The following is a 12301-nucleotide window of genomic DNA, read 5'->3' as shown; positions in this document are numbered from 1 at the left end:
CAAGAGAAATGAAAAAAGGATTTTCTATTATGGCTGTAGCCATGTTAACGATTTTAAATGTAGGTGTTGCAAATGCACAAAATGCAGAACAAGGTTTTCACCAAATATTAAAAGATTACTTTATTAAAGGTGGTCCAGGATTCATGGGAATTGTATTGTTATGTCTTATCTTAGGATTAGCAATATGTATCGAAAGAATCATTTATTTAAATATGGCTTCAACTAATAATAAAAAGTTATTAGCAAACGTTGAAAACGCATTAGCCGACGGTGGAGTAGAAGCAGCGAAAGAAGTTGCTAGAAACACAAAAGGCCCTGTTGCCTCTATTTTTTACCAAGGTTTAGACCGTATGGATGAAGGAGTTGACAATGCTGAAAAAGCAGTTGTAGCATATGGAGGAGTTCAAATGGGACAATTAGAACGAAACGTATCTTGGATTTCATTATTCATCGCAATTGCGCCGATGTTAGGATTCATGGGAACGGTAATTGGTATGATTCAAGCCTTTGATAAAATTGCAGCAGTTGGATCGTTAGATGCATCGTTAATTGCAAGTTCTATTCAGGTAGCCTTATTAACAACAGTATTTGGTCTTATCGTAGGTATTATTCTACAGATTTTCTACAACTATATTATTGCTAAGATTGATAGTATTGTAAACGATATGGAAGATTCATCTATTTCTTTAATAGATTTATTAGTTCGTTACAAAAAATAATACTGTCAACTTTTTACAATACCATATAATATGAAATCATTAAAATTAATATTAACAATCCTTATCGCAGTCATAGCACTTGTTGGTGTTATACTATACGCCTTGATTCTTGGTGGCGATACAGGAAATGCAATGATCTATGCTGGTGAAGTACTTGTAATAATTACCGCAGCATTAGCACTATTTTTTGGACTCAAAAATTTAGCAACAAATCCACAAGCACTAAAGAAATCCGCAATTTTCTTAGCAGTATTTGCAATCATAACAATACTGTCGTACGTGTCAGCTGGTGAGTCTCCAGTGCAAGTAGGAGATATTTCAATAGATCCAGGTACTTCCAAATTAGTAGGAATGGGGATTTATATGTTTTACTTTTTAGCAGCAATTGCAATTTTAGCAATGGTTGGATTTGGAATAAAAAAATCACTTAATAAATAATTATGGGAAGAAGAAATATACCAGAAGTTAATGCAGGTTCTATGGCAGATATTGCATTCTTACTGCTTATCTTTTTCTTAGTAACTACGACTTTTGAAGTGGACTCAGGTATTAACAGAAAGTTACCACCAATGCCACCTCCAGGAGTAACACCACCAATTATTAAGCAGAAAAACTTATTTACTGTTTTAGTAAACAAGAATAACGATTTGCTTGTTGAAGAGGAAGTAATGGCTTTGAGCGATTTGCGTGAAGCAGCAATTGCATTCTTAGACAACGGTGGAGGAACTAATGAAAACGGAGAGCCTTGTAATTATTGCCAAGGAGATAAAAAAGAAGATTCGTCAGATCATCCTAATAAAGCTATTATCTCCGTTAGAAATGATAGAGAAACTGAGTATGGAACATTCATCTCAGTACAGAACGAGCTTGTAGGAGCTTATAATTTCTTGCGTAACAGAGAAGCGCAAAAATTATATCAGATGAAGTACACATCTATGGATTCCATTGCTACAAATCCTCAAACCAGCGAAAAGCTAAAAGAAGATTTAAAAAAGAAAATGGATGTAATAAAGGATATGTATCCTTTAAAAATATCGGAAGCAGAAACTAGTAATTAAAAACGTAGCTACTATGTCTAAATTTAAAAAGAAAAAAAGTGGTGAATTGCCACCAGTATCTACAGCAGCTTTACCAGATATCGTATTTATGTTATTATTCTTCTTTATGACGGTAACAACATTTAAGAAAGACGATTACAAGGTAAAACAAGAATTACCGTATGCAAATCAAGTACAAACACTTGATAAGACAGACAAAGTAATTTATATCTATGCTGGGAAACCAAGTGAGCGATATCAAAAAGAATTTGGAACACAGGCAAAAATTCAGTTAAATGATAAATTTGCAGATGTTTCTGAAATCAAAGATTACTGGTTTAATACTATTAATAATGATCTAGGGCAAGAATATCAAAACGTTGCTATTACTGCCTTAAAAGTAGATAAAGAAACGAATATGGGATTGATATCTGATATCAAACAACAACTTCGTGAAATTAATGCTTTAAAAATTAATTACACCACTAGAAAAGGTGATGTAAGCCAGAATTAATAATAGAAGATCTTAAATTTTTATATCAAAAAAGCACTCTACATAGAGTGCTTTTTTTGTAGTATCTTAGTTGTAAATATCTACAAACTAGCGTTAGAAATGAACGAAATGACAAAACGAATCTGTGTCGGAATACTGCTCATAATCATAGGTTTTCAATATGTAACTGCGCAAGAAGAAGTTGAAAATACTATACCTGTCATGGATACACTTCCTGATGCAAACTACCGTGAAGATCAGTTTTATATTGGTATTACGTATAATATTCTTCAAAATAGACCTAGCGGAATTTCACAAAATAATTTATCAAACGGATTGCATTTAGGTGTCATCAGAGATTTTCCAATCAATAAAAAGCGAAACAAAGCTATAGGAATCGGTTTAGGATATTCATACAATGCTTACTTCCATAACTTAAAAGCTACACAAACCGACAACGGAATTACCTATCAAGAAATTGAAAGCGATGAGAATTTCAAACGAAACAAATACAGAACGCACATCGTAGAACTTCCTATTGAATTTCGTTGGAGAACTTCCACGGCAGAGACATATCAATTTTGGCGTATTTATGCAGGATTTAAAGCAGGATACGTCTTGTTGGCAACTTCGAAATTTGTGGGAGACAGCGGAGATTTAAAATTTACCAATGATGACTTCAATCGATTTCAGTACGGACTAACGCTAAGCGCAGGATACAATACATGGAATTTTCATGTCTATTATGGATTAAACCAACTTTTTAAGGACGAAACAAAAACCTTAGAAGGCGAATCTTTTGACATGAACGCCATCAAAGTAGGACTGATGTTTTATATATTATAGTTCAAGCGAATCTCACAACACCAAAGACCCAAGACCCAAGATTAAAGACCCAAGACCCAAGACCCAAAACCCAAAACCCAAAACCCAAATTACCAATACGTAACCAACAACTGCGGAATCCAGCCAATAAAAAAGCCAATAACAAGTTCAGTAAAAGTGTGTGCTTTCAAAAATAATCGGGAAGTTGCTACAAGTCCAATCATAAAGATTAAAATACTCAATGCAAAGGTAATATTCACTTGATACGAAATACTCAAGACGACTAAAAACATGACCAATCCTGAAATTCCCATCATGTGCATGCTTGCCTTTATTCTAAAAAATACTAACATAAGACAGATTACAGAAGAAATTAATGTGGCCAAATAAAAATCGAATAACTCTGCAAAAATAGATTTTGTAATCACTTTGGTAATGATTAAAAATAAAATCAGGATGTAAATATATAGCGGTACTTTACGCTGAGAAACCTCTTTCAAAAAAATAGAATCAATCATTTTAAAACGCCTCAACAAGATAAAAATCAGCATCGGAATACAAATAGTAAAAATAACGGTCGTGATAGAAACATCAATCTTAAAATTAAGATCATACATCCTTGGCGTGACTAAAAAATAGCCAACTGTTGCCATAATTGGAATAAAAATAGGGTGAAAAAGGTATGATATAAACTTTAAAAAAGTGCGCATCTATATCTTCTTTCGTAATCGTGCCACAGGAATATCGAGCTGTTCTCTGTATTTTGCAACAGTTCTACGCGCAATTGGATATCCTTTTTCTTTTAAAATAGTGGCCAACTTTTCGTCTGTTAACGGTTTTTTCTTGCTCTCATCTTCAATAACCGTTTCCAGAATCTTTTTAATTTCTCGTGTAGAAACATCTTCTCCTTGCTCATTTTTCATCGATTCAGAGAAAAATTCTTTAATCAATTTTGTGCCGTAAGGTGTATCAACATATTTACTATTTGCCACACGCGACACGGTAGAAACGTCCATGTTAATCATATCGGCAATATCTTTCAAAATCATTGGTTTTAGCTTGCGCTCATCTCCCGTAAGGAAATATTCCTCTTGATAATGAAGAATGGCATTCATCGTCACTAAAAGTGTCTGCTGACGTTGTTTTATGGCGTCTATGAACCATTTTGCAGCATCTAACTTTTGCTTAATGAACATTACGGCGTCTTTCTGTGATTTCGTTTTTTCACGCGTGTCTTTATAGCCTTTCAACATGTCATTGTATTCTCTAGAAACATGTAATTCAGGTGCATTTCGTCCGTTTAGCGTCAACTCTAAAATACCTTCTACAATACGAATGGTAAAATCTGGAACAATGTGTTCTATAATTTTTGTATTTCCGCCATACGATCCACCAGGTTTTGGATTTAAACGTTCAATTTCTAAAATTGCATCGCGTAAATCTACTTCTGTGATATCAAATTTCTGTAATAGCTTCTTATAATGTTTCTTGGTAAAATGCTCAAAAGACTTGTCTAAAATATCAATTGCCAAGTCTATTGATGGCGTCGGATCTTTTCTGCGTAGTTGAATCAACAAGCATTCTTGTAAGTCACGTGCGCCAACTCCAGCAGGATCGAGATCGTGTACAATATTTAGTATTTTTTCAACGTTTTCGTCCGTTGTAAATATATTTTGCGTGAAGGCTAAATCGTCTACAATATCTTCCAAAGGTCTACGGATATAACCGCTTTCGTCCACACTTCCAATTAAAAACTCTGCAATTTCTCTGTCTTCGTCAGAAAGCCTGAAGGTGTTTAATTGTGTTTTTAAATATTGATTAAACGAAGTTCCTGAAGCATACGGAACACTCTTTTCATCATCATCCGCACTGTAATTATTTGCTTGCAAACGGTAACTCGGAATTTCGTCATCGCTCAAATAATCGTCAACATTAATATCTTCGGCAGCAATCGTTTCATTGCCATAATCGTCTTCATATTCGTTAGACAAGTCACTATCATATTCTTCAAGCTGTTCTTTTCCGTTATCGAGCGCAGGATTTTCTTCTAATTCTTGCTTTAAGCGTTGTTCAAAAGCCTGTGTAGGCAACTGAATCAACTTCATCAACTGGATTTGTTGTGGAGATAATTTTTGAGATAATCTAAAATTGAGTTGTTGTTTAAGCATATGAATTGGTTGGTTTCCTCAAAAAGAACCGATTTTGACTAACGTTTTTAGTGTACTGTTTCTACACGTAATCTATAAACGAAATCTCTCTTGTTGATGGTTTTAATTTTCCAATCAATCAAAAACGATACCGTTTTTGCATAAATCAGACTTCTGTGATTACACAAATATAAAAAACCTTGCATCGTAATGGAAGCTCAAGCGGAAAAAATTGGTGCTGTTTTAATTGTAAAGATGATGAAAATTATTGAAAATATACTGTGAAAGTCTATTTAGCATGAATTTGAGATTACTTTAGTTCTCGCAAAAAAAAATACACTTTTGGGGAATAACACCCTTTTTTAACTTTTGAAAAAAAAGTTATTTTAAATAGTATTAAAAATCGTATTGCATGCAACTACTTCTTTTCTATCAAAGGCGCATTCTTTTATTTGTATTTTTCTTTTTAGGATGCTCAAAAATGATGAGTTCATCACAAGAGCTTTATGAAAAATATTTACAGCGATTTGCTGAAATAGCATATGTAAAGCAAGATTCTGCTTTGTACTATTTAGAACAAGCAAGACTGGTATCAATTGAAAAACCAGATCATTTGATAACCGTGTATTTGAAATTGAGTGATTTTTATGCTTTTGTAAAAGAAGACCTAGAGAAAAGCTTGTACTATTTAGTTGAAGGCGATAAGTTACTTCCGCAACTCAGTGACGGTTTGTACGAAGCTCGTATTTGTAACCGCAGAGGTTTTGTATTACGGCTGCAAGGACACTTAAAAGAAGCTATCAAAAATTATAAGAAAGCCATCGAAATTGTGAAAATTTATGACAATGATCGTGTTTCAATAAACAGCCATGTAAAGTTGGCAAGCGCTTTGGTAGAACTTGGATTGCATGAAGAAGCAATTATTTACTTTAAAAAGGCACTCGATTTAACAGAGAAAAATCCCAAGTTGGACAAAGCATTTGTATACCGTAAAATGTCTGCATATTATACAAAATTGAAAGCATACGGAGAAGCGGAACTTTACTTGTTGGAAGCCTTAAAAATTGTTACTGAAAGAGTGCCAACGCTAAAACAACAATTTCATTTGGTATTGACAAATACAGAAATTGCAAAAGTATATTATTATACGGGAAGATACAATGAAGCGTTACAAACAGCATTGATTTGTGCCGAATGGGTTGAAAAATTTAAGAAAAAAAAGAAAATTGCGGGACTTCATTTATTGCTTGGGCAAATTTACTTTGAATTAAAACAATATGAAGTCGCGTTGCAATATGCCCAAAAATCATATGATAAGTTGCAAAAAAGCATGTATTCTAGTAATAAGATGAATTGTACGTATCTAATTTCTAAGATTTATGAACAACTGCATGACTATCCAAAGGCATTATCGTTCTCAAAAAAATACCAACAGTTAAAAGAAGAAGCGTTGCTAATGAAAGCTCAGAAGGAATTTCTGAAAGAAAAATACATCAGCGAAATTCAAGCGAAAGATGAAAAAATTAAAATTGTACAGCAAGAAGCCAAAATCAAAAAATTACAGACAATTTTAGTAATCATTTTAGCTGTTGTGTTATTTGGCGTTGTGTTTTTTCTTTACAAGCGGAGAAAACAATTTTTATTAAATCGAATTGCACAAAGTACATTGGTCAATAAGAAAATCCAGCATAAACTTACCAAAGAGCGTAAAAAAACGGTGCAAATTCAAAATGAATTAGATGCGTATGTTCGATTGCAATCGGAAGAATTATTCACAGAAAAAGATCAAGAAACATTTCAAAGTACAATTCAGAAATTATACAACTTTAAAATCTTAACCGAAGATGATTGGTTGACTTTTAAATCACTTTTTCAACACATATATCCTCACTTTTTTAAAAGCTTCAAAATAAGTGTGCGTTCATATTCTATGGGCGATTTAAAACTTGCCACTTTAATTCGACTCAACTTTAACACCAAAGAAATTGCAAACATATTAGCCATTTCACCTGAAAGTGTCCGCAAAGGAAAATACCGATTGCGTAAAAAAATGACCTTGACTTCTGAAAAAGAATTGCAAAAATTCATTCATAGCTTATAGTGTGTCACGTTTTTGTCTCGTTTTATTGGAAAATCCTTACTCTTATTAGGATTGTCCCAGTTTTGTCATTGTAAAAATGATGTTACAAAAAGCGAAGTTTTCTAGTTTTGAGAAACGAAAGTAGGTTGTTAAAATTCATTTTCAATAGACTATTTCTAGAAATAAAGGTGCTAGTTTTTCGATACAAACACGTGAAAACGGATTTTACAACTACTTCGTGATTTACAAATTATAAACCTAATTAAAACAGAACAGGTATGAAAAAACGCAAAATGAATTTGAAGAAACTAACACTTCAAAAACGAACCATTTCTAATTTGGAAATTGCACACGGTGGAGCGCAGCAAACACAAATTATTGTGATTTGTAACACATTGATCAATACAGATATATTGACAATCACTGCTACAACTACAAATCCTCCGATAATTTCAGAACAAAAGACAAAATGCATCTCGTGCGAAGGTTTTGTGTGTCTTAGTAGGGATTTAGTAACATGTGCATGTCCATTTGACCCAAATAAAACGGTATTTTGTTAGCATTTAACCTTACTAAAAAACCGTCAAGAAAATCTTGACGGTTTTTAATTTTTATATCACTTTTTACATTGAACTCGTTTAAGCTTTTCAGATTTAGGCGAAAATTAGCAGTTTTAAGTTCTGTTGACAGCTTTTTTGAGTTTCATAGCAGCGCTACGGAACGAAAAAAAGGTAAAAACAGGGCTGAAAAGAGCAATTTTTTAGCAAATTAAAAAAGTTTAAACGAGTTCATTTTAAAATTCTGCGTTTAATGGTGTTCTTGGATAAGGAATTACGTCTCTAATATTGCTCATTCCTGTAGCAAACATAACCAAACGTTCAAAACCTAATCCGAAACCTGAATGTACAGCTGTTCCGTATTTACGTAAATCTAAATACCACCAAAGTTCTTCCTCAGGAATATCTAACGCTGCCATTTTTTCTTTCAATACATCCAAACGCTCTTCACGTTGCGATCCACCAACAATTTCTCCAATGCCAGGGAATAAAATATCCATAGCACGAACTGTTTTTTCATCTTCGTTCAAACGCATGTAAAATGCTTTGATATTTGCTGGATAATCAAATAAAATTACAGGACATTTAAAGTGCTTTTCTACTAAGAAACGCTCGTGTTCACTTTGTAAATCTGCGCCCCATTCGTTGATTAGGTATTTAAATTTCTTCTTCTTATTTGGTTTCGAGTTGCGTAAAATATCAATTGCTTCCGTATAACTTACACGTTTAAAATTATTATCAACTACAAAACGCAATTTCTCTGTCAATGTCATTTCGCTACGTTCAGCTTGTGGTTTTGACTTGTCTTCTTGAATCAAACGATTTTCTAGAAACGCTAAATCATCTGTATTGTTTTCTAACACATACGTAAGCACTGATTTCATAAAATCTTCTGCCAAGTCCATGTTTCCAGCCAAATCCATGAAGGCAACTTCTGGTTCAATCATCCAAAATTCTGCCAAATGACGTGACGTATTTGAGTTTTCAGCTCTAAATGTTGGTCCAAATGTATATACTTTTCCTAACGACATTGCGTAGGTTTCTGCTTCTAACTGTCCAGAAACCGTTAAGTTGGTTTCCTTTCCGAAGAAATCTTGTGAATAATCTACATTTCCTTCTTCATCCAATGGCGGATTTTTAGGATCTAATGTAGTTACTCTAAACATTTCTCCCGCACCTTCTGCATCACTTCCCGTTACAATTGGCGTATGTACGTGGTAAAAACCGTTTTCTATGAAATATTTGTGTACTGCAAACGATAAGGAAGATCGCAAACGCATAACGGCACTAAATGTATTGGTACGTGTGCGTAAATGTGCTTGTTCTCTTAATTTTTCTAACGTGTGCCTTTTTTGCTGAAGAATCGTTTTTGATACTTCTTCTGGATCTGCATCTCCTAAAATTGTAATGTCAGTTACAGCAACTTCTACTTTTTGTCCTTTTCCTTGACTTTCAATCAATTCTCCTTTAATAGCAACTGCTGCACCAGTATTGATACGTTTTAAGGTTTCTTCATTGGTATTCTCAAAATCAACAACACATTGAATATTATTAATTGTAGAACCATCATTTAAAGCAATAAAACGATTTGCTCTAAACGTTCGTACCCAACCTTTTACAATAACTTCTTGTACTAATGTTTCTGAGCTCAATAACTCAGCTACTGTGTATGATTTCATCTCAATAATAATTTAGGCGACAAATATAGTTCATTACCTAAAACTAATGAAAAGTGAACGGATAAAAATGAGCAAGTGTTTGTAAGAAGTGTGTGTTATTTTTGTGGAATAATTCGTAAAAACGTAGAAATACCTGAAAATAAAAGGGATTTACCTACCAAAAAGGGGAATTTTCCCCTTGTCTAAGAGCTTGTACTTAACCTATATTTGTCATGGCTATTAATCAATTGTAATCTTAATTTGTCTTCAATGATTAAGTAAATTAAGGTAGGTTTGGGGGAACCTAATAGAGTCTGAATGCTGTAACAACAGCTTCAGGCTTTATTTTTTTATATACTTTCCGTAGTATCTTCGTCTTTTTTTTGTGTATGTTTAGAAAGCTTTCTGTTTTCCTTTTCAGGAATTATTCTAAAATTTGGCTCTTTTAAAACACGTTTATTGGCAATGCTTCGTTCTAGCGAAAGCAATAATGAAGGCAGTAATAATAAGTTAGCTAACATTGCAAAGAGTAATGTCGCTGAAACCAATCCGCCCAAAGCAACCGTTCCACCAAAACTAGAGATCATAAATACTGAGAATCCAAAGAATAATACAATAGACGTATAAAACATACTTACGCCCGTTTCGCGCAATGCCGCATATACTGATTTGCGAATCTTCCAGTTGTTACTGCGTAATTCTTGTCGATATTTTGCTAAGAAATGTATCGTATCATCCACAGAAATACCAAAAGCAATACTAAACACCAAAATGGTTGAAGGTTTGATAGGAACGCCTAAAAAGCCCATCATTCCTGCGGTAATGAGTAATGGAAGTAAGTTTGGTACCAACGAAATTAAAATCATTCGGAATGAACGGAATAAATACGCCATAAATAACGAAATTAGGAAAATAGCTAGCGATAATGACATGATTAAGTTATCGACTAAATATTTGGTTCCTTTTAGGAAAACAAGCGCTTTTCCTGTCATGGTCACTTTGTAATCTCCTTTAAACGTTTTGTCTATTTGCTTTTGTAAATTTTCTTCAATACGCTCCATTTTGTCCGTGCCAATATCTTTCATAAACGTTGTAATACGTGCATATTGACCTGTAGAGTCGACAAAACTGTTGAGCAAGTTCGTATTCGATTTTGATTTTACTGCATATGCCGAAATAATATTATTTTCCAAAGTTGAAGGTAAGCTATAATTTTTGGCTAATCCACCAAAGAATGCTTGTCTTGAATATTTTGCCAAACTTACAATAGACATAGGTTTTGAAAGTTCGGGTGTTTCTAAGATGATTTTTTCAAGCTTTTCCATACGTTTTAAGGTCGGAAGTTTAGTAACGCCATTTTTACGATCTGTATCAATCATAATTTCCAACGGCATGATTCCGTCAAATTCTTCTTCAAAAAATCGAATGTCTTGAAAGAAATCAGCGCGCTGTGGCATATCTTCAATCAAACTTCCTGAAATACGAATTTGATATATTCCTATAATACTTAAAGTCAGTAACAATACAGAAGTCATATATACAGCAACTCTGTGGTTGCGTACCATGTTTTCCATCCAACCGACAAAACCACTGATCCAACGTTTGTTTAAGTGATTTAGGTGTTTTTGTTTTGGCAATGCCATAAAGCTATAAATGGTTGGAATGATTAATAGCGATAGTATAAAAATGGCAATTATATTGATAGACGCTACAATACCAAATTCTTTCAATAACTTACTTTCTGTGATGATAAAGGTTGCAAAACCAGCTGCCGTAGTTACGTTAGTCATCAACGTAGCGTTTCCAATTTTAGAAATAACACGTTGCAATGATTTGGCTTGGTTTCCGTGTTTTTTTATTTCTTGCTGATATTTATTGATGAAGAAAATACAGTTTGGAATTCCAATAACGATGATCAACGGAGGAATTAATGCCGTTAATACTGTGATTTCGTAATGCAATAATCCTAAGATTCCGAATGCCCACATGACACCAATAATGACCACAACCATGGAAATAAACGTAGCGCGGAACGAACGGAAAAAGAAGAAGAATATTAAACTTGTAATGAGCAATGCAGCGCCAATAAACAAGCCAATTTCATCCACAATATTTTGCGAATTTAGTGTCCTGATGTACGGCATTCCTGAAACCCGTAAATCGAGTCCTGTTTCGTTTTCAAAGTTTTCAATGAGTGGCAACACTTCATCATAAATAAAGTCTTTACGGACAATGGTATTTACAATTTCTTTGTCAAGATAAACCGCCGTACGAATGGTTTGTTCATCATTAAACAGTAAACTTTCGTAGAATGGAAGATTGTTAAAGAGTTCGTTTTTTATTTCGTCAACTTCGGCTTGTGTTTTTACTTCTCCTGAGACTAAATCTTTCAGCGTAAAGCTTTCATTTTTGTCATCTTTGATAAGTTTTTTTAGATTTTCGGTAGAGATTACCGCAGAAACTTCAGGTTTTGCATTAAATTGTTTACTAAGTCGATTCCAGGCGTTAAATTTTTCGGGAGTAAATACAGAACTGTCTTTTACAGCAAGAATGATAAGATTTCCTTCTTCGCCAAAAATATCAAGAAATTTGTTGTATTCTATATTAACAGGATGATTATCAGGAAGTAAATTGGCTTCTGTGTAGGAAAATCGCATGTTTTCCCATTGACTTCCTAAGAAAATGGTCATGGCAACTACAAGTGATAAGATGATAATTCTGTTTCTAAGAATCAATCTAGCAACACTTGCCCAAAACCGCGTATTTATCCATTTAATCATTGTAT

The 12301-nt window shown here is 33.7% G+C and carries 11 protein-coding genes; 7 read left to right on the top strand and 4 right to left on the bottom strand.

The window, feature by feature from the left end:
* Nucleotides 1-8: 8 nt before the first annotated feature.
* The 5 genes from AA089_RS08055 to AA089_RS08035 all read left to right on the top strand — a co-directional run bounded on the left by AA089_RS08055 (nt 9) and on the right by AA089_RS08035 (nt 3095).
* Nucleotides 9-719, top strand: coding sequence for a MotA/TolQ/ExbB proton channel family protein (locus tag AA089_RS08055; protein WP_046756434.1), 711 nt, complete (start codon nt 9-11; stop codon nt 717-719).
* Between the two features lie 30 nt (nt 720-749).
* Nucleotides 750-1157 (top strand): hypothetical protein, encoded by a 408-nt coding sequence (locus AA089_RS08050; RefSeq protein WP_046756433.1) that lies wholly within the window; start codon nt 750-752, stop codon nt 1155-1157.
* A gap of 2 nt (nt 1158-1159) precedes the next feature.
* Nucleotides 1160-1777: an ExbD/TolR family protein gene (locus AA089_RS08045; protein WP_046756432.1), complete on the top strand. Its 618-nt coding sequence runs from the start codon at nt 1160-1162 to the stop codon at nt 1775-1777.
* Nucleotides 1778-1790: 13 nt separating this feature from the next.
* Nucleotides 1791-2270: an ExbD/TolR family protein gene (locus AA089_RS08040; protein ID WP_046756431.1), complete on the top strand. Its 480-nt coding sequence runs from the start codon at nt 1791-1793 to the stop codon at nt 2268-2270.
* Nucleotides 2271-2378: 108 nt separating this feature from the next.
* A complete protein-coding gene (locus AA089_RS08035; protein WP_046756502.1) occupies nt 2379-3095 on the top strand; it encodes a porin family protein in 717 nt (238 codons plus the stop codon).
* Between the two features lie 89 nt (nt 3096-3184).
* Here AA089_RS08035 and AA089_RS08030 read toward each other — a convergent pair whose 3' ends face one another.
* A complete protein-coding gene (locus tag AA089_RS08030; RefSeq protein ID WP_162200424.1) occupies nt 3185-3727 on the bottom strand; it encodes a hypothetical protein in 543 nt (180 codons plus the stop codon).
* Nucleotides 3728-3784: 57 nt separating this feature from the next.
* Nucleotides 3785-5242, bottom strand: a complete 1458-nt coding sequence (rpoN, locus tag AA089_RS08025) for an RNA polymerase factor sigma-54 (RefSeq protein ID WP_046756429.1) — start codon at nt 5240-5242, stop codon at nt 3785-3787.
* A 391-nt stretch (nt 5243-5633) separates the two neighbouring features.
* Between rpoN and AA089_RS08020 the strand changes: the two genes are divergently transcribed.
* Together AA089_RS08020 and AA089_RS08015 are read left to right on the top strand one after the other, a co-directional pair.
* On the top strand, nt 5634-7322 hold the full coding sequence (locus AA089_RS08020; RefSeq protein WP_082113229.1) for a tetratricopeptide repeat protein: 1689 nt from the start codon (nt 5634-5636) through the stop codon (nt 7320-7322).
* Nucleotides 7323-7579: 257 nt separating this feature from the next.
* Nucleotides 7580-7861 carry a hypothetical protein gene (locus tag AA089_RS08015; RefSeq protein ID WP_046756427.1) on the top strand — a complete coding sequence of 94 codons (282 nt, stop codon included), beginning with the start codon at nt 7580-7582 and terminating at the stop codon, nt 7859-7861.
* A gap of 233 nt (nt 7862-8094) precedes the next feature.
* Here the strand turns inward: AA089_RS08015 and asnS are convergent, their stop codons facing one another.
* Together asnS and AA089_RS08005 are read right to left on the bottom strand one after the other, a co-directional pair.
* The gene (gene asnS, locus AA089_RS08010; RefSeq protein WP_046756426.1) at nt 8095-9537 is read right to left on the bottom strand and encodes an asparagine--tRNA ligase; all 1443 of its coding nucleotides are present in this window, start codon (nt 9535-9537) and stop codon (nt 8095-8097) included.
* Between the two features lie 329 nt (nt 9538-9866).
* Nucleotides 9867-12296 (bottom strand): efflux RND transporter permease subunit, encoded by a 2430-nt coding sequence (locus AA089_RS08005; RefSeq protein ID WP_046756425.1) that lies wholly within the window; start codon nt 12294-12296, stop codon nt 9867-9869.
* Between the last annotated feature and the right edge of the window lie 5 nt (nt 12297-12301).

It is taken from the genome of Kordia jejudonensis, assembly GCF_001005315.1.
GTDB lineage: Bacteria > Bacteroidota > Bacteroidia > Flavobacteriales > Flavobacteriaceae > Kordia > Kordia jejudonensis.
Note: the sequence above shows the minus strand (reverse complement) of the source record. Positions and strands in the feature narration are given on the sequence as shown.

What these genes read in the sequence shown, in the direction of transcription:
- AA089_RS08020 (WP_082113229.1), top strand. Translation starts at nt 5,634, where the DNA reads ATGCAACTACTTCTTTTCTATCAAAGGCGCATTCTTTTATTTGTATTT.
- AA089_RS08015 (WP_046756427.1), top strand. Translation starts at nt 7,580, where the DNA reads ATGAAAAAACGCAAAATGAATTTGAAGAAACTAACACTTCAAAAACGA.
- AA089_RS08040 (WP_046756431.1), top strand. Translation starts at nt 1,791, where the DNA reads ATGTCTAAATTTAAAAAGAAAAAAAGTGGTGAATTGCCACCAGTATCT.
- AA089_RS08035 (WP_046756502.1), top strand. Translation starts at nt 2,379, where the DNA reads ATGACAAAACGAATCTGTGTCGGAATACTGCTCATAATCATAGGTTTT.
- AA089_RS08045 (WP_046756432.1), top strand. Translation starts at nt 1,160, where the DNA reads ATGGGAAGAAGAAATATACCAGAAGTTAATGCAGGTTCTATGGCAGAT.
- AA089_RS08005 (WP_046756425.1), bottom strand. Translation starts at nt 12,296, where the DNA reads ATGATTAAATGGATAAATACGCGGTTTTGGGCAAGTGTTGCTAGATTG.
- asnS (WP_046756426.1), bottom strand. Translation starts at nt 9,537, where the DNA reads ATGAAATCATACACAGTAGCTGAGTTATTGAGCTCAGAAACATTAGTA.
- rpoN (WP_046756429.1), bottom strand. Translation starts at nt 5,242, where the DNA reads ATGCTTAAACAACAACTCAATTTTAGATTATCTCAAAAATTATCTCCA.
- AA089_RS08055 (WP_046756434.1), top strand. Translation starts at nt 9, where the DNA reads ATGAAAAAAGGATTTTCTATTATGGCTGTAGCCATGTTAACGATTTTA.
- AA089_RS08030 (WP_162200424.1), bottom strand. Translation starts at nt 3,727, where the DNA reads ATGGCAACAGTTGGCTATTTTTTAGTCACGCCAAGGATGTATGATCTT.
- AA089_RS08050 (WP_046756433.1), top strand. Translation starts at nt 750, where the DNA reads ATGAAATCATTAAAATTAATATTAACAATCCTTATCGCAGTCATAGCA.